23 protein-coding genes and 3 tRNA genes are annotated in these 26,866 nt (G+C 63.8%); 7 read left to right on the top strand and 19 right to left on the bottom strand.

Features of this window, described 5'->3' with window-relative positions:
• The first annotated feature begins 32 nt into the window (after nt 1-32).
• The 5 genes from BMW74_RS05365 (at nt 33) to BMW74_RS05345 (ending at nt 2,547) form a co-directional block, all read left to right on the top strand.
• Entirely contained in the window at nt 33-1,244 is a 1,212-nt protein-coding gene (locus tag BMW74_RS05365; RefSeq protein ID WP_093414636.1) for an O-succinylhomoserine sulfhydrylase, read from the top strand.
• Nucleotides 1,241-2,017: an SDR family oxidoreductase gene (locus BMW74_RS05360; RefSeq protein ID WP_093414633.1), complete on the top strand. Its 777-nt coding sequence runs from the start codon at nt 1,241-1,243 to the stop codon at nt 2,015-2,017. Before BMW74_RS05365 ends, BMW74_RS05360 begins: the two co-directional genes overlap by 4 nt.
• Nucleotides 2,018-2,166: 149 nt before the next feature.
• A tRNA-Val gene (locus BMW74_RS05355) sits at nt 2,167-2,242 on the top strand.
• Between the two features lie 55 nt (nt 2,243-2,297).
• Nucleotides 2,298-2,374, top strand: a tRNA-Asp gene (locus tag BMW74_RS05350).
• Nucleotides 2,375-2,470: 96 nt separating this feature from the next.
• Nucleotides 2,471-2,547 (top strand) — tRNA-Asp (locus BMW74_RS05345).
• A 193-nt stretch (nt 2,548-2,740) separates the two neighbouring features.
• Here the strand turns inward: BMW74_RS05345 and BMW74_RS05340 are convergent.
• A complete protein-coding gene (locus tag BMW74_RS05340; RefSeq protein WP_093414630.1) occupies nt 2,741-4,912 on the bottom strand; it encodes a TonB-dependent receptor in 2,172 nt (723 codons plus the stop codon).
• A 243-nt stretch (nt 4,913-5,155) separates the two neighbouring features.
• On the opposite strand from BMW74_RS05340, the gene BMW74_RS25180 reads away from it, so the two are divergent.
• Nucleotides 5,156-5,314 carry a hypothetical protein gene (locus BMW74_RS25180; protein ID WP_175479155.1) on the top strand — a complete coding sequence of 53 codons (159 nt, stop codon included), beginning with the start codon at nt 5,156-5,158 and terminating at the stop codon, nt 5,312-5,314.
• A gap of 10 nt (nt 5,315-5,324) precedes the next feature.
• Here BMW74_RS25180 and BMW74_RS05335 read toward each other — a convergent pair whose 3' ends face one another.
• The 14 genes from BMW74_RS05335 to BMW74_RS05270 are packed head-to-tail and all read right to left on the bottom strand — an operon-like array spanning nt 5,325 to nt 21,186.
• Nucleotides 5,325-6,116 carry a ChbG/HpnK family deacetylase gene (locus BMW74_RS05335; RefSeq protein WP_093414627.1) on the bottom strand — a complete coding sequence of 264 codons (792 nt, stop codon included), beginning with the start codon at nt 6,114-6,116 and terminating at the stop codon, nt 5,325-5,327.
• Nucleotides 6,088-7,260, bottom strand: a complete 1,173-nt coding sequence (locus BMW74_RS05330; RefSeq protein ID WP_093414624.1) for a GNAT family N-acetyltransferase — start codon at nt 7,258-7,260, stop codon at nt 6,088-6,090. Before BMW74_RS05330 ends, BMW74_RS05335 begins: the two co-directional genes overlap by 29 nt.
• Nucleotides 7,257-9,182 carry a hypothetical protein gene (locus BMW74_RS05325; protein ID WP_093414621.1) on the bottom strand — a complete coding sequence of 642 codons (1,926 nt, stop codon included), beginning with the start codon at nt 9,180-9,182 and terminating at the stop codon, nt 7,257-7,259. The genes BMW74_RS05330 and BMW74_RS05325 overlap by 4 nt, the downstream gene beginning before the upstream one ends.
• Nucleotides 9,179-10,489, bottom strand: coding sequence for a lipopolysaccharide biosynthesis protein (locus tag BMW74_RS05320; RefSeq protein WP_093414619.1), 1,311 nt, complete (start codon nt 10,487-10,489; stop codon nt 9,179-9,181). The genes BMW74_RS05325 and BMW74_RS05320 overlap by 4 nt, the downstream gene beginning before the upstream one ends.
• On the bottom strand, nt 10,486-11,487 hold the full coding sequence (locus BMW74_RS05315; RefSeq protein WP_093414616.1) for a polysaccharide deacetylase family protein: 1,002 nt from the start codon (nt 11,485-11,487) through the stop codon (nt 10,486-10,488). Before BMW74_RS05315 ends, BMW74_RS05320 begins: the two co-directional genes overlap by 4 nt.
• 12 nt (nt 11,488-11,499) lie before the next feature.
• Nucleotides 11,500-12,636: a glycosyltransferase family 2 protein gene (locus BMW74_RS05310; protein ID WP_093414613.1), complete on the bottom strand. Its 1,137-nt coding sequence runs from the start codon at nt 12,634-12,636 to the stop codon at nt 11,500-11,502.
• Nucleotides 12,629-13,597: a glycosyltransferase family 2 protein gene (locus tag BMW74_RS05305; protein ID WP_093414610.1), complete on the bottom strand. Its 969-nt coding sequence runs from the start codon at nt 13,595-13,597 to the stop codon at nt 12,629-12,631. The genes BMW74_RS05310 and BMW74_RS05305 overlap by 8 nt, the downstream gene beginning before the upstream one ends.
• On the bottom strand, nt 13,594-14,964 hold the full coding sequence (locus BMW74_RS05300) for an O-antigen ligase family protein (protein ID WP_093414607.1): 1,371 nt from the start codon (nt 14,962-14,964) through the stop codon (nt 13,594-13,596). The genes BMW74_RS05305 and BMW74_RS05300 overlap by 4 nt, the downstream gene beginning before the upstream one ends.
• Complete coding sequence (locus BMW74_RS05295) at nt 14,961-16,061, bottom strand: glycosyltransferase family 4 protein (RefSeq protein ID WP_371911741.1); 1,101 nt, start codon at nt 16,059-16,061, stop codon at nt 14,961-14,963. The genes BMW74_RS05300 and BMW74_RS05295 overlap by 4 nt, the downstream gene beginning before the upstream one ends.
• Nucleotides 16,046-17,641, bottom strand: coding sequence for a GumC family protein (locus tag BMW74_RS05290; RefSeq protein ID WP_093414604.1), 1,596 nt, complete (start codon nt 17,639-17,641; stop codon nt 16,046-16,048). Before BMW74_RS05290 ends, BMW74_RS05295 begins: the two co-directional genes overlap by 16 nt.
• A 17-nt stretch (nt 17,642-17,658) precedes the next feature.
• Complete coding sequence (locus BMW74_RS05285; protein ID WP_093414602.1) at nt 17,659-18,690, bottom strand: polysaccharide biosynthesis/export family protein; 1,032 nt, start codon at nt 18,688-18,690, stop codon at nt 17,659-17,661.
• 24 nt (nt 18,691-18,714) lie between these two features.
• The gene (locus BMW74_RS05280; protein WP_093414599.1) at nt 18,715-19,359 is read right to left on the bottom strand and encodes a CpsD/CapB family tyrosine-protein kinase; all 645 of its coding nucleotides are present in this window, start codon (nt 19,357-19,359) and stop codon (nt 18,715-18,717) included.
• 1 nt (nt 19,360) lies between these two features.
• On the bottom strand, nt 19,361-20,107 hold the full coding sequence (locus BMW74_RS05275; RefSeq protein ID WP_093414596.1) for a sugar transferase: 747 nt from the start codon (nt 20,105-20,107) through the stop codon (nt 19,361-19,363).
• Nucleotides 20,104-21,186 (bottom strand): NAD-dependent epimerase, encoded by a 1,083-nt coding sequence (locus BMW74_RS05270; RefSeq protein WP_093414593.1) that lies wholly within the window; start codon nt 21,184-21,186, stop codon nt 20,104-20,106. Before BMW74_RS05270 ends, BMW74_RS05275 begins: the two co-directional genes overlap by 4 nt.
• A gap of 470 nt (nt 21,187-21,656) precedes the next feature.
• Here BMW74_RS05270 and BMW74_RS05265 point away from each other — a divergent pair, with 470 nt between their 5' ends.
• Nucleotides 21,657-23,357 (top strand): sulfatase-like hydrolase/transferase, encoded by a 1,701-nt coding sequence (locus BMW74_RS05265; protein ID WP_093414589.1) that lies wholly within the window; start codon nt 21,657-21,659, stop codon nt 23,355-23,357.
• Between the two features lie 35 nt (nt 23,358-23,392).
• Here the strand turns inward: BMW74_RS05265 and BMW74_RS05260 are convergent, their stop codons facing one another.
• The 4 genes from BMW74_RS05260 to BMW74_RS05245 form a co-directional block, all read right to left on the bottom strand.
• Nucleotides 23,393-23,860, bottom strand: a complete 468-nt coding sequence (locus BMW74_RS05260; protein WP_139208369.1) for a hypothetical protein — start codon at nt 23,858-23,860, stop codon at nt 23,393-23,395.
• Between the two features lie 22 nt (nt 23,861-23,882).
• Nucleotides 23,883-24,524, bottom strand: a complete 642-nt coding sequence (locus BMW74_RS05255; RefSeq protein WP_093414583.1) for a LysE family translocator — start codon at nt 24,522-24,524, stop codon at nt 23,883-23,885.
• Nucleotides 24,525-24,625: 101 nt separating this feature from the next.
• On the bottom strand, nt 24,626-25,687 hold the full coding sequence (locus BMW74_RS05250) for a hypothetical protein (protein WP_093414581.1): 1,062 nt from the start codon (nt 25,685-25,687) through the stop codon (nt 24,626-24,628).
• Between the two features lie 143 nt (nt 25,688-25,830).
• Nucleotides 25,831-26,856: an AraC family transcriptional regulator ligand-binding domain-containing protein gene (locus BMW74_RS05245; RefSeq protein WP_093414572.1), complete on the bottom strand. Its 1,026-nt coding sequence runs from the start codon at nt 26,854-26,856 to the stop codon at nt 25,831-25,833.
• Nucleotides 26,857-26,866 lie beyond the last annotated feature (10 nt).

Below are 26,866 nucleotides of genomic sequence, written 5' to 3'. Positions count from 1 at the left end.
TTTCTATCAAGAGCAGGGCAAGGAGTGACAGCATGAGTCAGGATTGGGATGCCGGTCGGCTGGACAGCGACCTCGATGGTGTAGCGTTCGATACCCTGGCCGTCCGCGCCGGTCAGCACCGTACCCCCGAGGGGGAGCACGGTGAGCCAATGTTCTTCACCTCAAGCTATGTGTTCCGTACCGCGGCCGATGCCGCGGCGCGCTTTGCCGGCGAAGTGCCGGGCAATGTCTACTCGCGCTATACCAACCCGACCGTTCGCGCCTTCGAAGAGCGCATTGCTGCGCTCGAAGGTGCCGAGCAGGCCGTGGCCACGGCTACCGGCATGGCAGCTATCCTGGCGGTGGTGATGAGCCTGTGCAGCGCCGGCGACCATGTGCTGGTCTCGCGCAGCGTGTTTGGCTCGACCATCAGCCTGTTCGAGAAGTACTTCAAGCGCTTTGGCATCGAAGTCGACTACGTGCCCCTGGCGGACCTGTCCGGCTGGGACGCGGCGATCAAGGCCAACACCAAGTTGCTGTTCGTCGAGTCGCCCTCCAACCCGCTGGCCGAACTGGTGGACATCGCCGCGTTGGCCGAAGTGGCACACGCCAAGGGCGCGATGCTGGTGGTCGACAACTGCTTCTGCACGCCGGCCTTGCAGCAGCCGCTGAAGCTGGGTGCCGACGTGGTGGTGCATTCGGCGACCAAGTTCATCGACGGCCAGGGCCGTTGCATGGGGGGCGTGGTGGCCGGGCGCAGCGAGCAGATGAAGGAAATCGTCGGCTTCCTGCGCACCGCCGGACCCACCTTGAGCCCGTTCAATGCCTGGATCTTCCTCAAGGGCCTCGAAACCCTGAGCCTGCGGATGAAAGCGCACTGCGCCAATGCCCAGCAACTGGCCGAGTGGCTGGAGCAGCAGGACGGTATCGAGAAAGTGCACTACGCCGGCCTCAAGAGTCATCCGCAGCACGAACTGGCCCAGCGCCAGCAGAAAGGTTTCGGCGCGGTGGTGAGTTTCGAGGTCAAGGGGGGCAAAGAGGGCGCCTGGCGCTTCATCGACGCGACCCGGCTGATTTCGATCACCGCCAACCTGGGTGACAGCAAGACCACCATTACCCATCCGAGCACCACCTCCCACGGCCGCCTGGCGCCGCAAGAGCGTGAGGCGGCCGGGATTCGTGACAGCTTGATCCGTGTCGCGGTCGGCCTGGAAGACTTGGCCGACCTGCAAGCGGACCTGGCGCGCGGTCTGGCGGCGTTGTGATCGAGTTGTCTGCGCCCGTTGGCGAGTCCAATGGCCGGGTTGCCCTGGTCACTGGGGCTGCCCGTGGCATTGGCCTGGGGATCGCTGCCTGGCTGATCACGGAAGGCTGGCAGGTGGTGTTGACCGACCTGGATCGCGAGCGTGGTTCCAGGGTGGCCAAGGCCCTGGGCGAGCATGCCTGGTTTATCAGCATGGACGTGGCCGATGAGCAGCAGGTGACCCAGGGCGTGGCCGAGGTGCTTGGGCAGTTCGGTCGCCTCGATGCGCTGGTGTGCAACGCGGCGGTGGCTGACCCGCGCAATATCACCCTGGAAAGCCTCGACCTGGCGTACTGGAACCGGGTGCTGGCGGTCAACCTCAGTGGCCCGATGCTGTTGGCCAAGCACTGTGCGCCGTACCTGCGTGCCCACAATGGCGCCATCGTCAACCTGGCATCGACCCGTGCGGGCCAATCAGAGCCGGACACCGAAGCCTACGCGGCGAGCAAGGGCGGCTTGCTGGCCTTGACCCATGCGCTGGCGATCAGCCTTGGGCCGGAGATCCGGGTCAATGCGGTCAGCCCCGGCTGGATCGATGCCCGCGACCCTTCGGCGCGGCGTGCCGAGCCATTGAGCGATACCGATCATGCCCAGCACCCGGCGGGCCGGGTCGGTACGGTCGAGGACGTGGCGGCGATGGTGGCGTGGCTGTTGTCGCGCAATGCCGGCTTTGTCACGGGCCAGGAGTTTGTGGTCGACGGTGGCATGACCAAGAAAATGATTTATAGCGCGTAACGGCGGGGCGGGGCCGCGAGGTAGGCGGTCTGGCGTGGGGGGACTTTCCTGGAAGCTGACATGATTTTGTCTTTTTCAGAAAAACTTCAACCGTGCTATTGACTTAGCTTCGGTATCTGCGTAAATTTCGCGGCCTCGGAGAAGCAAACGGGTGATTAGCTCAGCTGGGAGAGCGTCTGCCTTACAAGCAGAATGTCGGCGGTTCGATCCCGTCATCACCCACCACTTCCTTGAGAGTCTTGCGAAAGCAAGATGGAAGCTGAAAAGCCTCCACCGACGCGCAGCGGTAGTTCAGTCGGTTAGAATACCGGCCTGTCACGCCGGGGGTCGCGGGTTCGAGTCCCGTCCGCTGCGCCATATTTTCCGAGTCAGGCTTGCCTGGTTCGAGATTGGAAGCCGAAGTTTCAAGGTTTCAGTCAGACGAGTTAATTGAGCGTCAGCTCAAAGCGATACGCAGCGGTAGTTCAGTCGGTTAGAATACCGGCCTGTCACGCCGGGGGTCGCGGGTTCGAGTCCCGTCCGCTGCGCCATATCTGCCTCAAGGCCCACTGAACGCCTTGAAGCTACGAAGAAGACCATTGGTTAACTTCGAGTCGATAGCAAAGACCCTGGTCGAAAGACCGGGGTTTTTTGTATCTGGCGTTTGAGGTTCAGGCTGCCCTCAGATGCATAAAAACCTGCGAGCGCGTGTGCGCTCGCAGGTTTTTTTATGGGCGCTGCGGATCAGAACCGCACGCTGGCCGTCATCTCTGCCGAACGACCGGGTGCCACGGTGGCGAAGATGCCTACGTGGGAGGCGTCGTAGATGGTTTCGTCGGTCAGGTTGAGCACGTTGAACTGCAGGTCCAGGTTGTTGTTGACCCGGAATGCCACCATCGCGTCATAGCGCCAGTACGCGTCGATGGTGCGGATGTTGGCATCGTCCAGGTAGCGTTCATCCATGTAGTTGGCCCCGCCGCCGACCTTCCAGCGGTCGGTCAGCGCATAGGTGGTCCACACGGCGGCGCTGTTGGGGGCGATGAACTTCAACTGGTTGCCGTCGAAGTTCTCCGACTTGCTGCTGTAATTGGTGTTCTTCGCGTCAAGGTAGGTGTAGCCCGCCGACATCTCCCAACGGTCGGTGATAAAGCCATTGGCCCCGACTTCAAAGCCGGTCACTTCGTTATCGCCGGTCAGGGCGGTGAGGCCAGTGAGCGGGTCATAGGAGCGGGCGTCGGTTTTCTCGGTCTTGAAGATCGCAGCGGTCAGCGCCAGGCGCTCGTCAAACACGTTCCACTTGGTGCCCAGCTCAATGCTGCGCGCTTTCTCCGGGTCCAGATTGTTCATGCCGCCGCCCGCCGGGCCATCGGCACCGCCGGACTGGCCCGCGGTTTCGCCTGACGGGTTGGACGAGGTGCCGTAGGACAGGTAGATGCTGCCGTTGGGCAGGGGCTTGAAGACCACACCCACCTGGTAGTTCCACAGGTGGGTGTTGTTGCGCTGGGCGTCGTCTTCGACTTTGTAGCTGTCATAGCGCAGCCCCAGGTTCAGGTCCCATTGCCGGTGCAGGCTGAGGGTGTCCATGACATAGGCGGCACGGTTGTTGTGATCAACCTCGCTGTGGCTGTAGTCGCCGGCCTTGACCGGTTTGAACGGATCGTTGGGGTTGGGGTGGTAGAGGTTGCCCGGGTCCTTGCCCACCGGCGCATAGCGCGCCTTGTTGTCGATGTTTTCCTTGGAGAACTCCAGGCCGGCCACATAGCTGTGGCGGATGAACCCGGTGTCGAACTTGCCGAACACGTCGGTCTGGTTGACCAGCGAGTGAGTGACCGCATTGCGTCCACGGGCGGGGCCGCGATCGACGACGCCGGCCAGTTCCTGCTCACGGGTGACCGAGGGACGGCTCACCACATAGTCCTGCAGGGTGCGCCCGCCCCGGGTGGTGTTGCGCAGGGTCAGGTGTTCGCTGAAGTCGTGCTCCAGTTGTACGGTGGCGAGGTCGGCGGAGGTCTTGCGAAAGTCCCGGTCGGCGAAGCCGTAGAAGTTGTCGCGGTCCACATCCACCGGCTTGTTGGTGATCAACGACACCGGATGACCCTGGTCGGGGATGTCGTCACTTTGCAGGTGGTAGTAGCTGATGGTGCCGCGCGTATCGGTGTTCAGGCCGAAGGAGAAGGTCGGCGCCAGGCCCCAGCGGCTGACTTCGACGTCGTCGCGGCCCGGGGTGTCGGCTTCGTGCTTCATGGCGTTCAAGCGAAATGCCATGTTGTGTTCGGGCGAGTACTGGTTGATGTCGACGGTGGTGCGCCGCAACTGGTCGGTGCCCAGCTTGAGGCTGCCGGCGGTGAAGTCTTCGGCCTTGGCGGTCTTGCTCACCAGGTTGATGCTGCCCCCGGTCGAGCCGCGCCCCGAATAGGCCGAACCCGGGCCCTTGACGATCTCGATCTGCTCGACGTTGAAGGACTCATGGGAAATGCGCCCGACGTCGCGGATGCCGTCGATCATGATGTCGGTACTGGCTTCGTAGCCACGGATGAACGGCCGATCGCCCAGCGGCGTGCCACCTTCGCCGGCGCCAAAGGTGATGCCCGGCGTGGTGCGCAGCGCATCGGCCAGGGACGTGACCGCACGCTCTTGCATCAGGGTGTCGGTGATGATGGTGACGGATTTCGGGGTGTCGAGCAGCGGGGCGGTGAATTTTGGCGAACTGGAGACGTCGGCCTTGTAGCCGTCGTGATGCTCGCCGACCACATCGGTGGCATCGAGCGTCAAGGCTTGTGCGCCGTCCTTGACCTTCTGGCCATCGTTGCGGTTTTCCGCCAGGGCGACTTCGCCGCAGGAGAAAGCCATCAGGCCGAGAGAGGTCGACCACAGACGCCAGGTGTGCGGACGCTGTGGGCTTGATTGATCGGACATGGGGAAAACGCCTCCTTGAGTAAGAAGGCGGGATTCTCATCTGCGAACCATTATCAATCAATCCGATAATGCTTCTCAATCGTGACAGCGTGTAACGGTGGCGAACTTTTACCGCCATCGACAATCGTTCGGGCCAGGGCAATCACCGCCGCCCGATTCGGATTGCGCAGCGGGCGGTGTTCCCGACGAAACCAAGGCGGTGTTCTATCCTTAATGATCAAACACACCTCAGGAGTACCGGCCATGGCGACCCCAAAGCCCCACGAACCGGACGACGTTGACGATCAGGCGCATGAGGAAGAGGCGAGCGAGGAGGAAAACCCGCCTTCGCAAACCTGGAAGCACCCCGACGACGGCAAGGAGTTGTCCGAGCGTGACCAGGAGCGGCCGCTTAAGCCGTGAGCCTACCGGCTCACTCCAGGGCATTCGCCGCGTTGCGTGGGTCAGATAGCACGACGCTGTAGGCCTCGCGTGGTACGCCAGCCAGGCGGTTGTCCAGCAGCGCGCTCAAGGATTCGTCCGGATTCAGGTACGCGTCGCCAAAGTCGCTGCCGAGTGCGGTGGGATGGGTGACGATTTCCAGTACGCCGTCGGTCGGTGGTGCGGCGTTGCGCACGTCCGCGGGGGTGCACACATAGTCGGCCGTCGCCCCGGCCAGGCTGCGCAAACGTTGGTTAAGGCAATGCTTGAACACGCGCTTGGGCAGGCTGAGGTTGTGCCCCAGGTTGCGTGCCAGGCGCACCGGCACCCCTTGCTGGGCGGCGAAGCGCGCGACGAGTTCGCCGATGGGCCAGATGTTGTGCACGTGCTGATGGGAATCCAGGTGGCTGGGGCGCACGCCGTGGTCCAGGCACTGCTGCCATTGGGCCTGGAGTTCCTCCAGTACCGCCGCGCGCTGCTGGCGGTTGAGCCACAGGCGGTGGCGGGGCAGGTTCAGGTCGAACTCGCCAGCGTCGTTGCAGAACCTCGGCTGCCGGAGGATGGCCCGGCTCAGCGGCCGGCCATAGGTCAAGTTGAAGTGCAGGCCCACGCGGCCTTTGAGCAATGGCTGTTGGGCCAGCGCGCACGCGGCGGCGAAGGCCGGCATGTTGGCCATGGCGGTGGCGGAACTGATCACCCCGGCCTGGAACGCCGCCAGGATCACCGCGTTCTCGTTCGTGCTGAGCCCGAAGTCGTCAGCGTTGACGATGAGGTGGCGAGGCATGCTCGTGCTCCATGGCAGGGGCATTGGCTGGGCGGTGTCTGGCCCGCCATGCGTTGAGTCGAGGTTTGAGGTGCTGCCAGAGCCGCAGGCCCAGGCCCAGGCAAATACCGCTGGGGCGCCATGAATAGAAGCTCCAGCGCCAGTGCTCCCGTTGGCCGGTCATACGCTCGTGCAATTGATGGCTGGAGTTGTCCAGGCTCACGCGCGAAGCGTCGATCCACAGCCAGCCGTCGTCCAGCCCCCAACGAATCCACTCGTCAAGCAGCACGCGGCCGCTGCCCAAGTCCGCGTACTGGGGCAGGAACGCCAGGTTGTAGTCGTAGAGCCGACCCTGTGCCAACAGGCCCAGGCGATAGCTGATGCAGCGCCCCGCAAGCTCCAGCAACACCACCCGCACCTGCCCTTGGGCCGCAAGGGCGGTGAAGGCCTCGCTCATCCAGTGCCGATGCCGCGCCTCGCTGAAAATTCCCACCCCCTCGTCACCCTTCCAACTGACGGCTTCGACCTCGGCGATGGCCTCCAGGATCGGTCCCATGTTCGAGGCGTCCGGGGTCAGGCGGCGGACCTGTGCGCCGCAGGCGGCGATGCGTTTGCGCGCCCGGCGCAGCTTGTAGCGTGGGTCGCCGGAGACTTCCTGGCGGTCGTCCTCGCTGATGCGGTGCACCGGCACCCGGCAACTGATGCGGTGTTCGAAGGTGGAACTCAGGGGCAGCCACGCCGTCAGCGCCGGCTGTCGATCCCGGGGCGTCGCGAGTTCATTGAGTTGCAGCAGGGCGTGCGGCAGTCGGCGGCGGATCACGCCCAGGGCCTGGCGTGCGTGTTGATCGTCGAGGCTGGCGAGCAGGGCGATGCGGTCGGCCAGCGGATAACCCAAGTGGCGCACCACGGTGAACGGCAACCCGGCAAAGCGTTCGCGGCGGCAGATCAGGGGCAGGCACAGGCACAGGTGCTCGCCCTGCCAGCCGAGCAAGACGTGCAGCGTCGTGTCGCTGGGCAGGGCGTGCTCGGCGGCGCGCAGCCAGGCCAGGTTGTTGAAGGGCGTGGCCTCGGGAATGCGTTGGCACAGCGCTTCATAGTCAAGCGGTGCAACGTCCTCGCTGTCCAGTGAGGTGCACCACGCCCAGCGCAGCGCCGGGGTGCTCATGACGCACTCCAGCGCAAGGCGAACAGGGTTTCCCCCGGCAGCTCGAAGCTGACCCGGCCGCCCAGGCACTGGAAGGGGGCGGGCCGGCTCTGGTTGTCGGCGCCGAAGACCATCAGGGCGTCGCGCGGCGTCGGGCAGGCGCCGGCGATACCGAGCACGCTGACTTGCTGGCGCCGTGGCGTCTTGTTGACCCCCAGCAGGCTGCGCCGTGGGCCATCGGCCATGGCCAGCACGTCGACCTCGAAGGCGTCGTTGTCCAGGCGCACCACGTCCTTGAGCCAATGCCGGGCGATGAATTGCTGGGCGTAGCCCACCGGTTTGAGGACGTAGTGCTCGTTGCCGGTGTCGCGCAACATACCTTTGCGGTGGTTGCCTTCGTCGTCGATCTGGAACCAGTTGAGCATGTCCAGCAGACCGTCCTGGGCCGAGTTGATCGCCACTGACGCCCACCACAGCGAGGCGAAGTGGGTCTCCTGCTCATAAGGGCTGAGGGTCGGGCCGCTGGAGATGTTGGTCTGGTCCAGCAGCAGCGCCTTGCGGGGCCGGCCTTGGGTGTCCAGGCCCACGAGGTCGGCGGCGCGGCGCACGGTGTCGCGGTAGACCCGGGTGGCCAGCAAGTCGCGGACCATCCACTCGTGCCAGGCCAGGGCGTCAATCTGTTCGCCCGACTCCTTGAGCAAGCGTCGCGCCCAGTCGATGCCCCGACGCTCGCGGGCGTTGTCGGCCAGGGGGCCGTTGACCAGGCGAGAGCTGGCGGGCATGGCGATCCGCACCCCGGCCCGGTAGTTGGCCGGGTCGCTGCGCACCTGGAGCGCCATGTGGGTGAAGATCGCCTGATAGTCGGCGTAGCTCGCGTAGTTGAGGTTCGGTTCGTCAGCGAAAGCGATGTAGTGCAACCCCTTGCCGCCCAGGGCGCGGGTGCCGGCGAGCCAGGCGTCGAGCCCGGCGTTGCTCACCGTATCGGCGCGCAGGTCGGCCACCCGCCCGGTGCCGGCCAGGAGGGTGATGTCGTGGGTAATCCCCAGGTGCTCTTGATAGAAGCGGCGGAACGGGTCTTCGTACTGCGGGCGCTTGGCGCTCAGGTCGACAAAGCTGTAGTAGGTGGCCGCCCGGGGCTTGAGGGCCTCGAACAGCGCTGCGGTCTCGGGTGGCGGCAAGGCGTAGGGCAGGGCGGCGCCCAGGTCCGGGGTGCGGCCGATGACGTCGCCCCGCACGGTGAGGTGGACCTGGCCGTCGTCCTGGCGCAGGGGCGTGAGCGACTGCGGCGCCTGGGCAAACAGGTTGGCCGTGCCGTCGAGCCAGAAGGCCGCCTTGCCGCTGCCGCGCAGGGTCAGGCGCCAGACCTGTTCGCCGGTGTCGACCGGCAGCGCCACCTGATCGTACTGCCAATAGTCGCGGTAGGGCTTGAGGACCAGGTCCAGTTGTTTGTCGTCGCTCACGCGCTCGGCGTGCAGGGCGTTGACACCGTCGTGGTACTTGCCGGCCAGGATCGCCTGTTCACCGGCGCCGACGTTGAAGTACAGCTCATCGCCGTCGCGGGTGTGGGCGCTGAAGTGCAGTTTGACGGGGGCGAACAGCACGGCGGTGTGCTCATCGGTTTCGACCCGGTAGCGTCGAAAGCTGTAGCCGGGGATCTCCAGGCGATAGCTGGCGGCGCTCGGTGCCAGGGGCCAGCGCTGGCTGCCACGGCTTTCGTTGGCCTTGATCTGCCGTTCGCCAGTGAGCCGACCCTGGCCGTCGATCAGGTACAGCTGTTCTTCATTGGCATCGGCCTGCCAGGCCGGGACCCAACTGACGGTGACCGTGGCCGGGCGATCGGTTCGTAGGTACAGGCTGGCGTCGCGAATGCTGTCCCAGGCCATTGGCGCTGCCTCGGCGTTGAGGCTCAAGCCCAGGCCGATCAGCAGCGCAAGACGGTTCATGCCGACTTGCCCATGAGCATCTGGCGCATCGGTGCGAAGTCGCTCGGCAAGATCACCAGGGTCTGCCAGAACGACACGCCGCTGAGGCGGCAATAGAGGATCAGCATGGCGAGGGTCACGGCGAGGTAGGCGATCGACGATGCCATGGCGGCGCCGACGATGCCGTAAGGGGGGATCAGCAGCAGGTTCAGCGCCAGGTTGAACAGCGCGCCCACGCCCATCATCAGCGACAGGGCGCCGGGCCGGTTCTTGCCCAGTAAGTCCAGGCGCAGGATGCTGAAGTAGCACAGCCCCAGCACGCCGGGCAGCAAGGCCAGCAGCGCCGGGTAGGCCGGTTGGTAGACGATGCCGAACAGGGTGACGATCAGCCACTCGCCGATCAGCGCCATGCACAGGCACGCGATGATCATCACCGTGGCCGTCAGGCGCAGGGCCAGCGGCGTCAGGCGCTCCATGGTCTCCTCCTGCTGCAGCAGGCGCTTCATCAGGGGCGTGGTCACCGCTTCCGGAATGATGAACAGCAACTCGGCGGCGGCGGTGGCCATGGCGTAGTGACCCAGGGCCGCGCTATTGAGCAACGCGCCGATGAACAGGAAGTCGGAACGCAGGATCACCTGCTGGAAGAGCAGGTCCGGGTGGCTCCTGGCGCTGTAGCGCAGCAGTTCGTTCTGCCCGGCACGGTCCCACTGCAAGCGCAACGGGTTGTCGCGCCCGAGCCAGACCCAGCCCACCAGCACCACCAGGCTGATGCCCGCCAGCCAACTGATCAGCGCCGCTTCCAGGGCGTAGCGTTTCCACATCCAGAACAGCGCCAGGAACAGCAGCAAGGGCGCCAGGGATTCGAGCAGGCGCAGGACGTTGAACGCGACCACGCCGCCGGAGGCGTTGTGCAACGTCAGCAGGCCGCTCTTGAGCACGGCCAGCGGCACGGCCAGCAGCAGCAACCAGGCCAGTAGGCCGAGTTGAATGGTGATGTCCAGTTCATGGCCGAACTCGCGCACCAGCGCCACCACCAGCAGGGTCAGCAGCGCCGCCAGCAGACAGCCGAACACCAGCACCTGGCTGAGCAGCAGTCCCATGTTGTGTTGCTTGGCCGCCTGGAACCCCACCGCTGAATTCAAGCCACCGCTGGTGGCGGCGCTGATCAGGTCGGGCAGGGTGCTGAGCAGGGCGAACAGGCCCCGTTCGCTGGGCCCGAGGATGCGCGCCAGCAGTACGTTGCGCAGCAGGCGCACGGCGATCATCGCCAACTTGGTGCCCATGCTCAGGGCCAGGTGCCGCAGGTACTGGGTGCGGCTCTCGCTCATGCCCGGGCCCCCCGGGCGATGCGCCAGGCGAGCAGTTCGGGGCGGCTGGCGGTGCGCTGGCTGACCCCGAAGCGCGGCAGGGCCAGCGGGTCGCCGTGGCCCCGGTAGAGGCCGGCGCCGGTGCCCAGGGCAAACGGGTAACGGTGCTCGGTCAAATGCTCGCGGACCCGCTGGTCGTGGTCGCCATTGGGGTAGCAGTACACCGGCAGTGGCTGTTGGCAGCCATTGTCCAGGGCCTCGCGGCTGCGTCGCAGTTCCTGGTCCAGGCGCTGATCGTCGAGGCGCGTGAGGATGGTATGGCTGGCGCCGTGGGGGCCGAAGTTGATCAACCCGGAGTTCTCCATGGCGCGCACTTGATGCCAGTCCATGGCCTGGGGCAACGGCTCCTCGGGGCAGGCGTCGGTGAGTTGGCCGAGGATCTGCGGCGACAGGCGCTTGAGGGTTTGCAGGTAGTGCGCCAGGGCCTGGCTGCGGCGTTGCTCGTCGGGGTCGGCCAGGCATTCCTGGGGCGGTGCCAGGTCCATCTGGCGCAGGACCTCGACCAATTGCTGGCGTGGCGCGTCGCCATGACTGCCCCACAGGGTTTCGCCCAGGCTTTCCCACCAGAAGCGCTGGCGGCTGCCGATGAAGTCGGTGGACAGGAAGATGCTCGCCGGCACGCGATGGCGTTGCAGCAGCGCGAAGGCATTCAGCGCGTTGTCCCGCCAGCCGTCATCGAAGGTCAGGGCCACGCGGGGGCGGTCGGCGTTGCCGGGGTTGTTCAGCAGCTCCATCAGCGGTACGCAGTCGAAGTGGCGCTTGAGCCAGAACAGCAAATGCCCGAACGCCAGGGGGCCGACACACAGCTCGTTGCGATGGGGCAGGGCGGCGGCCTGGTCGTCGGCCAGCACCCGGTGCAGCATCAGGATCACGCCGGCGCCCTGCAGTTGCCGGCGGCCCAACGGAGAGTTGAGGTACAGCCAGCCAGCGGAGCGTTTGAGCAGTTGCTTGATTGGCATGGGCGTCGACTCTCAGCGATTCTGTTCGGGGTTCCATTGGCGGTATCGGTGGCCCCGCAGGAACTGCCACACCCCGCTGCTCATACCGGCCAGGGTCACCAGCACGAAGGCCGCCAGGCGAAACGGCTTGGGCAGGCGGTGGTGCACGTCCAACAGGCCAGCAATAGCGATAGCGTAGCTGAGCAATTGCGCGATGAGGGTCAGGCGGTAGAACGGGTGGACGTTCCACAGCCAGGCGTTGCTGAGCAGCAGCGGGAGCAGCAGCAGTGGCGCCAGGCGGCGGATCAGCTTGTGGCTGATCAACGCCAGGGCGTACAAGCCGTGGGTCAGCGGGTTGAGCAGCTCACGGCGCTGGGCCAGGCTCTGCAAGCCACCGACGGTGACGCGCTGGCGGCGGCGGAATTGTTTGTCGGCTTCGTCCACACCCTGGTCGAGCACCACGGCCTCGGGCACGTAGACAATCCGCTTGAAGGCCACCGGGGCGCAGGTGCTGATGAAAAAGTCATCGTTGACCTCGGCAGGGATCGGCTGGAACAACTCGCGTCGTAGCGCCAGCAGCGCGCCGTCGGCGGAGACCATGCAGCCGGTGCGGTTCTCCACCCGGCGCAGCCAGCCTTCGTAGTGTCGATACAGGCTGTCGCCCAGGCTCAGGCCCTTGCCGGGGTTGGGAATGATCATGTGCCCGGCGCAGGCGCCGACATCCGGGTCATGCAGGGGCGCGAGCAACTGTTCGAGGGTGTCGGCGGACCAGTGGTTATCGGCGTCGGTGAACACCAGGATGTCGCCGCTGCTCCTGGCGACGGCGGCATTGAGGGTGGCGGCCTTGCCCTGGCGGGGCAGGTCGAGCACGGTAATGCGCGAATCGATAACCCGGCGGGCGCAGGCCACGGTGGCGTCGGTGGAACCGTCGCTGGCGAGGATGATCTGTAGGCGTCGCGCCTGATATCCCTGGGCCAGGATGCTGTGCAGTTTGTCCTCGATGTGCCGGGCTTCGTTGTGGGCGGCGATCACCACGCTGATGCGCATGGGCTCGGCGCTGGCGCGGCGTCGCGGGGTAAACAGCGGGCACAGCACCGTCAGCAGCAGCGGGTAGCCCAGGTAGGCGTAGACCGGCAGGAGCAGGCATGTCCAGAAAATCGCTTCAGCCACGGGCGGGCCTCCTGGCATTCCAATGGCACAGGCTGAGGACGAATGCCGCGCCGGCCAGGTGCAGGCGCACCCAGTGCAGGCCCCACAGTTGCAGGGTCAGTGTCGGCTCGTGATGCTTTAAGCTTTGGCGCAGGCTCAAGAGCAAGGCCGGCAAGGCGGCCATCAGCAACATCAGCGTAGCGATGTGCAACTGGCCGTCGAGCAACGCCGACAGCGCCATGAAGTCCAGCACCCAGGCGCCCAGCGACAGTAGCGGAAAGCGCAGCAGGCGCAGGCTCAGGCCCTGGGTCTGCAGCAACTGCACGTGGCTGCCCTGGCGCCACAGCTCCTTGCCAATCCACTCCCGCCAACTGCCTTCATAGCCCCAGTGCAGGGCGGTGCATTCGTTGATCGAGATCAGGCGCGCGCCGGCCTGGGCCAGGCGCAGGGTCAGGTCCTTGTCTTCACCGGTACGCAGGTTTTCGTCAAACCCGCCGCTGGCCAGGAAGCGTTCGCGCTGCAGCAGCAGGTTGGCCGAGGGCAGCCATTGCACCGCCTGCGTTGTCTGGCTGGTCGGGCGCAAGGTGCGGCGTTGCCAGGCGCGGGCAAACCAGGGGGCCTGGGTGGGGGTGTGCAGGTCCAGCGCCAGCACGTCCGCCTGGCCGGATGCGTGCAGGTCGATCAGCCGCTTGAGCCCGTTCGGCGGCAGTTCGATGTCGGCATCGATGAACGCCAGCCATTCACCGTGCGCCACTGCCGCGCCGCGATTGCGCAGGGCGCCGATGGTCAGGCCCGGCAGGCTCAAGACCTGGGCGCCGAGGCGGCGGGCAATGTGTGGGCCCTGGTCGGTGGAGCCGTTGTCGACCACGATCAGCTCGCACGCCAGCCCTGCCACGTCTGCCGCCAGTCTGGCGGACTGCAGGGTGCGGCCGATGTGCTGGGCTTCGTTGTACATCGGCACCACCACGCTGATGCCGCTCATGGCCGGCGTTCCGGCAGCGGGCTTTGCTCGGCCTGCAGGCGCAGCACCCAGGACAGGGCCAGCATGATCCACAGGTACTTCTGCGCCGGTGCGCTCAAGAACATCAGGAACAGCGCCAGCGACAGCAAGCTCATGCCCAGGTGGGTGATCAGGTCGGCCTGGTCCCAGTCGCCGCGTTGCAGCCAGGCCCGGCGCGCGCGTTGCAGGTTGAACAGGCCCAGGCCCAGCAGGCCGACAAACAGCAGCCCCGCCGGGATGCCCAACTCGCTGAAGATCTCCAGGTAGGTGTTGTGGGCGCGCCGGTACAGCTCGCCGGTACTGCGGTTGAAGGAAAAGGCCTTGGCGAAACCGGTGCCGGCGTAGTGCAGCGCGAAGGTGCCGGGGCCGGACCCCAGCAGCGGGTTGTCCTCGATCATCTGGCGGCCGACCACGATGTACGAGGCACGGCGGCTCAGGGATTCGTCCTGGTGCCCGGAGGCGCCCTGGCCGAGGATGCTCAGCGACTGGATACGGGCGACGTAGCCGGCGGGCATGGCGTAGATCGCCAGGGGGATGACGATGGCCGCGCCGAGCATGGCGAATCCCAGGTGCCGTGGACGGATGCGCGGCAGTTGGGCGTGGTAGTGATAGAGGCCGATCAGCAGGCTGATGAACAACACCACCAACCCCGAGCGCGACTCGGTCTTGGTCATGCCGGCGAGCAGCAACAGGCTGCACGCCAGCCAGAACAGCCGCTGTGGCCAATTCGGGCTCTGGCGTACCAGCAGCAGGGCCAGCGGCACGGCAAAGGCAATCAGCATCGCGAAGGCGTTGGAGTCCGCCAGCAGCCCGGCGGCGCGGCCCTGATCCTGATATTGGGTGGAGAACATCGCCAGCACGCAGGTCGAGGTCACGCTCAGGGTCGCCAGGCGACAGAACATCAGCATGTTCATGTCGCGGCCGATCAACAGGGTAATCACGAACAGCACCAGACCCACGCTCCATTCGCGCAGGTTGTACAGGGACATCCCCAGGTTGGCGCTGGCCAGAAAACTCAAACCGTACAAGACCATGAACCACGCGAGGAATCGCCACAGGTTGCTGCGCAGGCGATCGGCGGGGAGTTGATGCAGCAGCAGTTGCAGGCACAGGATCAGCGCCAAGGACGCGCCGACCAGTTTCGAGCCGGTCAGTTCGCTGTCCTTGAACAGGCCTTCAAGCGGCACCAGGGCGACGATGCCGAGCAAGCCCCAGGCCGGGCGCCGGTACAGCAGCAGGACGCCAACGATGCCCAGCACGGCGCCGGGCGCGAGATAGGGCCAGGGGCTGGCCAGCAGCAACACACCGAGCAACCCCAGCAGGCTGACCAGCGACAGTGGGATGATCATGCCCGTGCCTCCTGTGCCGTGCGGATGTACAGCTGCGACCAGCGTTGCGCCAGTGCGCGCAGGTCGTAGCGTTCCAATTGCGTGCGCCGGGCGTTGTCCGCCAGGTTCCGAGCCTGATCGGGGTCGCGGTGCAGGCGCTCGATCTGCCGGGCGAGGCCGGCGCTGTCGGCGGGCGCGGCGAGCAGGCCGTTGTGTTCGTCCTGCAGCACGTCGGGAATCCCACCCACGGCAAAGGCCGCCACCGGCACCCCGGCCTGCATCGCTTCCAGCAGGATCATCGGCGTGCCTTCGGTCCGAGAACTGATCACCAGGGCATCGAGCTGCATCCACCAGGTGTCCATGTCGGTCTGGTAGCCGGGCAGGCGGATGCGCTCGTGCAGCCCGGCGGCATTGACGCGCGCCAGCAGGCTGGGGCGCTCCGGGCCGTCGCCGAGCATCACGCCATACAGCTTGGGGTGTTGCCGGCACAACGGGATCAGCGCATCGAGAAACAGGTCCGGGCCTTTTTCGACACTCAAGCGACCGACGAAGCCCGCCAGCCAACGCTGCCGATCATGGCGCGCGCGCGCGGGGACCCGCAGGTGGGGCAAGCCGTTGGGGATCACGTGCAGCTTGTCCGCCCGCACGCTGGCTTGCCGGCACAGCAGGGCAATGCTTTCGGCGACGCAGACCACCCGATCCACCGAAGCGGTGCGGCACAGTTGCAGGCTCAGCCAGGTGTAGAGGCGTTGCTTGCGGCTGCGGGGGGTGAAGCCATGCTGGGTGATCACCAGCGGCAGGCGCAGCCAGGTGGCGGCGACCCAGCCCAACACCAGGCCCTTGAAGTTGTGGGTATTGATCAACGGTCGCTCGCTGCGCCGGCTGCGCAGGTGACGCAGCAGTTCGCGCAGCCCGTTGATGGGCTGGCAGTCCACCTGGGCCTCGCGAAAGCGGCTGACCAGGGCCGGCGGCGCGTCGAGAAACAGCACCTGGTGGCGCCCCGGCGTCGCCAGGCAATGGTCCAGCAACATCCGCTCGGCACCGTAGAAGCCGCCGCTGCTGAGCAGATGAATGATCGGCAGCGCAGGGGCGGCCTGCCCGTTCAATGGCGCACCCAGTGCATGAAACTGGGCACGGTCCAGTTCGGGTGCGGGTTAGTCGGCATGACGTTCTGATCGTTGATCACCAGCAACACCGGCAGGCCCAGTTGATGGCTGATTTGCGCCGGGTGCTTGAAGCGATGGTCGAGGAACTCACGCACATACACCAGGGCAATCGCCAGTAGCAGGCCGGTGAGCAAGCCGAACGGAATGATCAGCAGCGGCCTTGGGAACGATGGCTCGGTAGGCTCGTAGGGCGGGCTGAGGACCCGGGCGTTGGACAGGTCGTTGTTGAACAGGCGCGCGGTGCTGCTTTCGGCGAAGCGTTGGGCGTAGGTGCCGAAGGCGGCGTGCAGGGCGTTGATCTCGGTGTCCATCTGGCGTTGTTTGCTTTCGACTTCCTGGAGCTGGTGGATGCGGTCCTTGTACTCGGCGATGCGCGCGGTCTTCTGGTCGATCACCGAGCCGAGCACGGCCAGGTCGTTGGTGCGCTCCTGGATTCGGTTGTTGACGACCTTGAGGAACCCCTGGCGGGCGCGGCTGATTTGCTCGCGGGTCAGCAGCATCGGTTCACTGCCCGGTTGGAACACGGCCAGGTCATTGTTGTAGCGCGTTACCAAGGCGGTCAGTTGCTCGCCCAACTGACCGATCTCCCGGTCCTGCAGGGCGACATTGTCGATGGTGGTGCTGAAGGTATAGGGGAAGGTGTACTCGCTGAGTTTGTTCGAGGCGCTGACGCTGGCGTAGCTGGCCTTGAGGTAGTCGAGCCAATGCTGGCCTTGCAGCAGGCGGTCACGGTACTGGTTCAGCGCCTGTTCCTCGGTGTTGATGGCATTGAGGCGGAAGGTGATTTCTTCCTTGGGATCGGAGGCGCCGATGCTTTCGAGCAACGTCAGGCGCGTGCCTTCCAGGTTGTCGAGGCGGGCCTGGTACTGCTGCTTTTTCTGTTCGTAGAACGTCTGCGGCAGGTCGATCGATTGCAGCTCCTGGCGGTTCTTCAGGTAGTTCTGCAGCAGTTGCGCGACGAAGCGCGTGCCCTGGGTCGGATCGCCAAAGGCGTAGACGATCGAGATCACGTTGGAGCCTGGCAGGGTCTCGATCTTGAGGTTGTCCAGGGCCTGTTGCGTGAGCCCGTCCAGGACCGTGTCGCGCACCGGATCGACTTCAAGTCCCAGCACGTTACGCACCGGGTTGATCACGTACGCGCGCAACGGGTTGATCACCCAGTTGCGCAGCGGCGTGCCCACCAGTCGGGAGAATAAGCCGGGGGCGGGGTCGTATTGGCCCTGCTCGCGCAGGTCGCTGATGGTCTGGCGGACCAGGGCGGGCGAACGCAGGATGTTGGCCTCGGTTTCCATGTCCGACAGCGACGGTGGAATGAACGTGGCGTTCTCCTGGTTCAGGGAAGTCGTGGCGTCGCCCTGGGACAGTTTCTTCGACTGCACGATCACTTGTGCCGTGATGTCGAAGCTTTGCTTGAGCACCAGCGGCAGCGCCAGGGTGATCACGGCAAACACCAGGAATACCCGCTTCACCAATTGCTTGTTGGCGAAGAAGATCCTGAAGAACTCATGCAGGTAGTTTTCTTTGGGATTCATGTTCATTCCCCTGCGAGTTAGTTGGAGTTGTTGTCGCTTTTGTTGTCGACGCGATAGCCGAAGCTAAAGCCCACTCCTTGAAACAACACGACATCCGCCAGTTGCCGCGCCAGTTCGCCGGCACTGGCCAGCTTGGTCTTGGGTACGAACAGCATGTCGTCCGGTTGCAGGTAGGCGATCTGCGAGGCGTCGCCGGCCAGGGCCTTCTCGACGTCGTAGTGACGGGCTTCGACCTGATTGCCGGTGCGCCGCATGATCACCACTGAATCCAGGCGCGCCTTGATATTGGCGCCGCGGGCCAGGCTCAGGGCTTCAAGCACCGAGATGGGCCGGCGGACCGGGTAGGCGCCCGGCTGGCCGACTTCCCCCAGCACATAGACTTCGTTGCCTTGGGTGGACTTGAGCATCACGTCGACGCTCATCCGCCCGGGCAGTTGCTCGTAGCGTTTGTTGAGGAAGGTTTGCAGCTGGCTGATCGTCATGCCTTGCAGCGGCACGGCGCCGACTTCCGGGAAGCTGGCGTAGCCGTCATTGCCCACAGTGATTTCCCGGCTCATGCCGGTGGCGGGGTGGTTTAGCGTGTTCTTGAGGTCCTGCTCGTTGGACAGCGGGCTGATCACTTGCACGGTCAGTTGGTTGCGATTGGGCTGGAACAGGGCCTTGCGCTGATAGGCGCGCTGGACCTCCTCGCGGGCCTGGTCGCTGGTCAAGCCTTCGATTTTCACCGAGGTATTGGCGCCGGGCAGTTGGATGGTGCCGTCGGGCAGCACCACCTGGGTGCCGTTGAGTTGGCTGGCGGCACTGAAGGCCAGGCTGATGGTATCGCCGGACTGCACGCGATAGGCCGCCGAACCGCTGGTGCTGACGTGGAAGATCACGTCCAGTTTGTCGCCTGGGCGCAACGTCTGCTCGACTCTGGGCATGTCCGTGGCCTGGGCGTTGGCCGGTGCGGCCGTGAGGATCTGCACCGGCATCATGCGGGTTTCATCGGTGGTGCTGGAGCAACCTGCAAGAGGCAGCAACAGCAGGGCAAGCCATTTCACGTTCATGTCGATATCCTCTGGCCGCTGTTATTACAGGTTGTTGTAGAGCCATTTGGGCATGTAGTACTTACGGCCGTTGAAGATGCTGCCGACCAACTTCGCCCCCGCCTGGGTCAAGCGCTGGCTGGCGGCCTGGGCCACTTCCCAGCGGGTGTCCTCGGCGCGCACCACCAGCACCACGCCGTCCACCAAGGTGGCGATGACCAGGGTGTCGCCGGCCGAGTACACCGGATCGCCGTCAATCACCACGAAGCGGTAGGCCTCGCCCAACTCCTTGAGCAGCGGTTTCAACTGTTCGGGCGTCAGGTGGTCGCCGCGTTCGTGACGGCCGCTGGGCAGCAGGTGGAAGGGCAAGCTGGGCAACTGCACGATGCAGTCGTTCAGCGCCGGGGTGGATTCGCGTTGGAACAGCAGGTCGCGAAAGCCCCGTTCCTTGTGCAGGCCCAGTTGCTGGCTGAGGCTGTGGGCGGACTGGCTGGCGTCGACCAGCAGGACCAGGCCGCTGCTCATCTGCGACAGTTGCCGGGCCAGCGCCAGGGCGCTGGTGCTGATGCCGTCACCGCTGTTGGCGGCCGTCAGGAACAGGACACGCAGGTCCTGGTCGAGCACGGTCGCGGTCAGGTTCGACTCGCTGGGGTTTGCGATGGTCAAGCTTTTAGTGCTGGAACCGTCCATCTCAACATGCTCCGTTGCCGCTGAAAACCTTGAAGGGTGTCTTGAGCAGGATCTTCAGATCCAGCAGAAGGCTCTGATTGGCGATGTAACTCAGGTCGAGCTCGACCCGTTGATCGAAGTCGATGTTGCTGCGCCCGGAGATCTGCCACAGGCCGGTCATGCCGGGGTAGATGCTCAGGCGGGCGAGGTGGGCATCCTTGTAGCGATAGGCGTTGAAGGAGGTCGGCCGCGGGCCTACCAGGCGCATGTCGCCGGTCACCACGTTGATCAGGTTGGGCAGTTCGTCGAGGCTGCTGCGCCGCAGGAAACCGCCAATCCGAGTGACGCGCGGGTCCTGGTCGATTTTGAAGTCGATGGCGTCGATCCCGTGTTTGTTCAGGTGACGCAGCGACTCCTTGAGCTCTTCGGCGTTGACCACCATGGTGCGGAACTTGTACATGCCGAACGTGCGCCCGCGATAACCGGTGCGTTTCTGCACGAACATCACCGGCCCCGGGCTGCTGAGCTTGATGATCACGGCCAGCCCCAGCAGCAACGGCGACAGCATCCCCAGCAGCGTCAGCGCGCCGAGGGTGGCGACCACCCGGTTGGTGCGAGACAGGGTCCACGGGCGCCCGCCGGCCCGGCCAGTGATCCAGCCACGCCCCTGAATGTGAATGGCGGTGTCCAGGCGCATGCGATGTTCGGGGTCCAGACGCTTGTCGCGCCGCATCTGTTTGGACGGTAGACCCTTCTCGTGACCCGTCATAAACGCCTCCGTACCGGCAAGAGCTCGTCCAGGCGCAGTGATTGCCCGGTGAGCGACGTTGGGATGACGGGCAATACGTAGTAATCACGGAACCAGGCCACGAAACGCCTGAGCCCTTCATCGAGTTCGATGCGCGGGTGAAAACCGGTGTCGTCTTCCAGCTCGTGGACATCGGCAAAGGTGTTCAGCACATCACCAGGTTGCAGCGGCAGCAGTTCGACCTGGGCCTTACAGCCCAAGTGCTTTTCCATCAATGCCAGGTAGTCCTTGAGCTCCACCGGATGCTCGCCACCGATGTTGTAGAGCTTCCAGGGCGCCATGCTGGTGGAGGGGTCCGGGTGTTCGCGGTCCCAGTCCGCCGCGAGAAGCGGTGGCCGGTCGAGCAGGCGGGCAATACTTTCGACGATGTCGTCGATGTAGGTGAAATCGCGTTGATGCTGGCCGTAGTTGAACAGCTTCAGCGGTCTGCCCTCGACGATGGCCTGGGCGAAGCGGATCGGCGACATGTCCGGCCGGCCCCAGGGGCCGTACACGGTAAAGAACCGCAGGCCGGTGCACGGGATGCCGAACAGGTAGCTGTAGCTGTGGGCCATCAGCTCATTGGCTTTCTTGGTGGCGGCGTACAGCGACAGCGGGTGATTGACGCCATCGTGGATCGAGTAGGGCGTGTGCTGGTTGGCGCCGTAGACTGAGCTGGACGAAGCGTAGAGCAAATGCTTGACCGGGTGGTGGCGGCAGCATTCGAGGATGTTCAGAAAACCGCTGAGGTTGCTGTCCAGGTAGGCCCTGGGATTATCCAGGGAATAGCGCACCCCGGCTTGCGCGGCGAGGTGAATCACCACCTCGGGTTGTTCGCGGGTGAACAGCGCGGCCATGGCTTCGGTATCCGCCAGGTCGGCGTGTACCAGCGGGAACTCGCCTGTCTGTTCCTGTACCCAGCGCACACGGGCGTACTTGAGGGCGGGGTCGTAGTAGTCGTTGAAGTTGTCCAGCCCGACGACATGATGCCCATCTTGCATTAGCCTCAGTGCGCAGTGGGCTCCGATGAACCCTGCGGCACCTGTGACCAGAATTTTCACGCGTTAGCACTCGCTGGCTTGACGTGCCACAGGCAAATGCAACCCGTACCAAATACGTTCACGTCCATACTGGCGTGCCTCGTAGAGCGGTGGATGTAACTTGGATGAGACTGATAAGAGGGGTATAGCCTAGCGCTGGCAAATCGTGTCATCAAAATGACGCGAAATCCGTGGTGGCAAATGGATCCCTTTCGAGCAAATTGCCATCAAGTGCCCTTGGATAATGGCTTTACTCGGTTTTTAGGGGCGTCGGGGCGTTTTGAAGAATGCGATAGACGGTCGTATAGCTTGTGTTACAAGGGCTCCAGAGGATTTTTGGTGTCAGAAATGAGTTAACGGGTTTTTGACGGTTTTCGTCCGGAAAATGCGAATTATTGCGCTTTCCATAGGGGCTGCTAATGTCAAAAACAGCATGTGATTCAGTCTCCTATGAACCCTAATGCAAATGACATCAAGAGCCTTGACGCGCCATGACTCGATACCTCAAGGAACTGCTGCTGTTCCTGTACTTGCTCCTGAGCTACAGCGCCTATCTCGAGCGCTTCGATGCCATGGGACTGAGTCTGGCGCTGGTGCTCTACGCCGGCATGTTCACGCTGTTGGCGCTGACCTTGTGGCTGTGCGCGTATATCCGCCCGACGCTGGTGCGCCACCTGTTCGCCGTGGTGATGTTCTGCTCGGCGGTGTTCTTCGATGTCTACACCCGTGTCACGGCCGGCTACCTGACCTACGGCAGCTTTGTCTCGCTGGTGTACTCCGCCGGCTTCATCCAGGAGTCGCTGGACCAGTATCAGCCCGTGATTCTCGCGTCCCTGGCCCGTGGGCTGTTGTTGCTGCTGGGGCTGGGCCTGAAGCCGCGTCGACGCCTGTCGGTGCCTGGATGGGTGCCGGTGACGGCGCCGTTGTTTGGCGCGCTGCTGCTCAGTGCGGTGCTGTTCATACGGGCCGGCGAGGGTGCTCGCGGACTGCCAATCATGTACACACCGTTGGCCTACCTGAACTTGTTCACCTATGAGTCGCTGCACAACACGGTGGGCCCGCGCGAACCGGTCAGGCTGGCGCGCGTCGATCAACCCGGCGGCCATGACATCGTGCTGGTCATCGATGAGAGCGTGTCCGGCAACTACCTGGACATCAACACCGCGTTCGGTGCGCACAGCAACCTGAAGGAGGCGCGTCCAGGGCTGGCAATCTTCAACTTCGGCTATGCCGCCGCCATCGCCAATTGCAGCGCCGACACCAACGTGACCCTGCGTTATGGCGGTACCCGCAGCGACTACATGCGCATCAACAGCACCCAGCCCTCGATCTGGCAGTACGCGAAAAAGGCCGGGTTGCGTACGGTCTACATCGACGCCCAGCGTACCGGCGGCAACCTGCAAAACCTGATGACGAACCTTGAACGCAAGGATATCGACCAGTTCGTCCAGTTCGACTCAACCGCCGTGCGCGACCGCGACATGGCAGCGGCACAAAAGCTGATCGAGGTGCTCAACGATGGCGTGCCGACGCTGGTGGTGATCAACAAGGTGGGCGCCCATTTTCCGGTGCATGACAAGTACCCGGACGACTTCATGGCGTACCGGCCGGCCTTGCCCCGCGGACAGTTCCTGGAGGTCTCTGACACGGGCCTGCGCGACGGGTTTAATGGCCAGCCCGACGATTGGCTGCGCTACCGCAATGCCTACAAGAACACCTTGCTGTGGAACGTCGGGGAGTTCTTCAACCGGGTGTTTGCCCAGGCTGATTTGCGCAACACCACGCTGATCTACACCTCCGACCATGGCCAGGATCTGCATGAGCGCGGCAACCCGGGGTTGGATACCCATTGCGGCAGTGACCCGGTGGAAGAAGAAGGCCTGGTGCCGCTGGTGGTGATCCAGGGCAGCGGCGTGCACACCATCGACTGGCAGGCCGCGCTGGCCGGCAACAAGGATCGCTCCAGCCACTACAACATCTTCCCCACGCTGTTGCAGTTGATGGGCTACGACCTGGCGGCGATTGAGCCGGTGTACGGCAAGCCCCTGACCGAGCCGACGGTCGATGACTTCACCTTCAACTACCGGTTCAATGCGCGACTGGGGGCCAAGCCCGCGTGGAAGCACATCGACCTGAACACCATTGTCACGCCGGGCCAGGCCCCGTCGGTGGTGGCAGGCGGCAATCCGTAGCGGCGCGGGGGTTTATCGCCAGGCGTGTCCAGGCCTCACCACGGCGTGGTGTCGCGGCTGATCCTTTTCCAGGTGAGCCCGTCAGTGGTCCGATAGGTTCCACCGCCGGTGCAGCATCCTCCGGCACCGATCGCCCTGCGGCCGAGCCAGACGGTGAGCGCGCCTTTTTCCGCCTTCAGCCACTGCCGTTCACAGATGGAGCCTAACGGGTAGGACTCGGCCTCAAGCACTTTGACGATCTGACGATCCGGCGCCCCGTCCTTGATTTGATGGATGGCACATCCGTAGACAACGAAGTGCACGGCGTTCCCCGCCAACACGCCTTCAAAGACCAGCTCGGGCGGGGTCTCGGCCAGCAGACTGTCGACTTCACTGAGTTGCGGTTCAGGGGCGGGCTCCGGCAGCAACCCGGACACCAGGAAGTAGGCGGCCGCACCGCCTGCGAGCAGCACCAGCAACGTGCCATAGAGAAAAACCCGTAGCAGCACTGATCTTATTTTCACGTCACTGTCCATGCCCGGGGGGCTAAGCGGTTTGCCGACGCATCGTCAGGATGGCTGTGCCGAAAAAAATGAAGGTGGAGCCGACGATGCGATTGAGCCACTTGGAGAACGCCGGTCGGCTCAATGCCCCTTTGGCCCGGGAGGCGAGCAGGGCGTAAAGGCTGAGGGAGCCCAGCGACAGTGCCATGAAAATTAGGGTCAGGATGAGGAACTGCGGGAGCAGCGCCGAGCCTTGGTCGATGAATTGCGGGAACAGCGCGGTGAAAAAGATCGTCGCCTTGGGGTTGGTGGCGGCGGTCAAAAATGCCGATTTGAACAGCTTGAGGCGTGAGGGCGCATTGTCATTGGCGGTCGCGTTGGCGGGGACTGCAAGCACTTGGCTCTTTTTCAGCAATTGTTTGGCGCCAAGATAGAACAGGTAGCCGGCGCCGACGAACTTCACCGCATTGAAGATCCATTCGGAACTGGCAATCAATGCCCCCAGGCCGAGCATGGCGGCCGCGGACATGCAGAACAGGCCGCTGATATTGCCCAGTGACGACCACAACGTGGATTTGGCGCCGTACGTGAGGCTGTTGTTGAGGGCCATCAACGTGGCAGGGCCGGGGCTGGCGACTGAAACCGCGGCGACCAGGGTGTAGGTCAAAACCAGGTGAGCTTCCATTCTTCGATCTCGTAGGGCGTTGGAGCCGCGATTCTACGTTTAAATGCCGGCGCAGTTACAGGCCGGCGACGTTGCTCACGGGGCGTGACGGGCTGGTTTGTTCATTTGCGCTTGATGAGGTACAGCGTGTCGTTGGCTGAAAACAGGGCGTAGTTCAGGTGAGGGTTGCTGTAATAAGCAAAATCAACCAGCAGGCTTTCCTTGGGCGGGAAGTCTTCACCCTTGAAGTCAGTGCGCGATAACGTGCCTTTGTTCTTGAACTTCAACGTGCTGTTGCCCAAGTCGACCTGGTAGTACCCCATGCCCTGCCACAGATAATTCATGTGCGCGGCGTTGTTGTTTGAGCCGCCTGAGGACTCGAATTTTTTGTAGGTGATTTTTTCAAAGTACGCAATGCGGATGTTGGCGGGGGGGACGTACCGGCCGAAGTAGCGCTCGGTCTCCGTGAAGTCGGTAAATAGGGTGTTGAAGATCGGCAGTTGTTTTCCGGTGTAGTCACTTTTTAAGGTGTTGCCATACAACACATACCATTTGCCCGTCGAGTTTAAGTAAAACACCTTGCGTACGCGCCGTTTGTTCTCGGTGGGGCTGATCGCCTCATACACGGTAAATTGGTCGAGTCGCGTGCTTTTTTTAACCAGGTCAGCGTAGAACTCATCCAGTTTCTCCGGGCTCCAGGCCAGGTCCTGATTGAGCGCAATAAGTGGCTTCCTGGTTTTGTCCCCATCGAGCGGCCAGGTGGTGTAGTAGGTGTGTTCCTTGTTGACCAGGAACACCCCGTCTACCAACTGCTCATCGCCGGTGCTTTGTGCAATCAACAGGTTGCGGGTGAACTGATAGGTGTCGACGATCTTTCCAGACGTGTCCAGTTTGTAGAATGTGTACCGCTTGGTGTGGTCGTTGATGGTGGCAGTGGCCTTGATAATGACCCTGTTATTGGCTTTGTTGATGCTGTGTTCGACGGTGGAGGAGGGCGCCAGGTTAAATTTTTCGACGGTGTAGTTATCGACGTCGGTAATGTCGGCGAGGTCCTTGTAGTCGGCGAATTCGGCGGGTAGTTTTTCGGGGGTGTCACTGAATAAAGACAGGCTCGCACCTTGGGCTTCAATGCCCGCTAGCAGGGTCAACACGCAAATAGTTGCGGCGCGGACAATACGATGCATCATGCAATCCTTCTGGTTCAAGGGCGGTTACCCTACCTCATGCTCTCCCAGCGTCCAATGGGCGTCGCGCGCCGACGGCACGCGGGACAATCTCTCGCTCAAGTACTTTAACGCAGGCATTACGCGCTAAAGGGGGCGGCCATTCAGGCGCTGTGACGCGAGCGGTACAGCCCTGGCGCGCAATCGAACCAACGCAGGCAGGCGCGGTTGAAGCTTTGCACGTCGCTGTAGCCGAGCTGGTCGGAGATCTGCACCAGCTCAACATCCGTTTGGCGCAGCAAGTCTTCGGCACGGTAGCGCCGGTACTCGTCCAGTAACTCGGAGAAGCTCCAACCCAGGGCTTTCAAACGCCGGGCGGCGGTGCGTTCGAGCAGGTGCTGGGTGGTGCAGAAGCTCTGCCAATGGGCGCCGGGCAGGTCGCTGATCAGGTGGTCAGCGACCAATTCCAGCAAGGTCGCCTCACTGTTGCGGCGAGTTTGCTCCAGCAGTTCCACCAGGGTGTCTTCCAACTGGTGGTTACCGGGTGTCAGTGGCTGGACGAACAGCCGGGGTTCCAGGCGGATGATGTTGTTCGCCTGGCGCCATTGCACGGGCGCGCGGAAGGCGTGCTCATGGGCCAGCGCACAGGCAGGGGCCGGTTGGATCAGGCCGACACCGAGGATCGGGTCCTCGCCCAGGCCGCTGGCGAGCAGCTTGCGGCGCAGCATGCTGCAGATGCTGACCAGGATGTAGTCGGTCATTGGCGCCGTCGCCCGCAGGCTGCCGATGTCCAGCAAGTGCAGCTCCACCGTGCCTTCGCCATGGACGATACGTGCCTGGAAGTGGCCATTGAAGAACGGGAAGAACCGCACGAAATAGGCGCAGGCGCTTTCCAGGGACGCCGCCACATCAAACAGGTAAGTCAGGCCATTGGTGGAGGTGGACACGAAGCGCCGGCCAGCCGCCAGGCCTACGAGCGGGTCATCGGTGCAGTCCTGGACAAAGGCCCAGAAGCGTCGCGACATGAACAGGGGAATCCGCATGAACGGGGTGCGCAGTTCAAACAGGGTACGGCGAAACACGGCCTCGATGTGCTCGCGGGCAATACCGCGGGCCAACAGCTCCTCCATGGCCGCTTGCAGGCTTGGGGCATAAAAGGCGTTGGGTGTCGGTTGATCGCTTTTTGTCATGTAGGGCTCA

Origin of the sequence: Pseudomonas sp. ok272, assembly GCF_900109995.1 — a bacterium.
Classification (GTDB): Bacteria; Pseudomonadota; Gammaproteobacteria; order Pseudomonadales; family Pseudomonadaceae; genus Aquipseudomonas.
The sequence above is the reverse complement of the archived record's forward strand: the minus strand, read 5'-3'. Positions and strand labels throughout refer to the sequence as shown.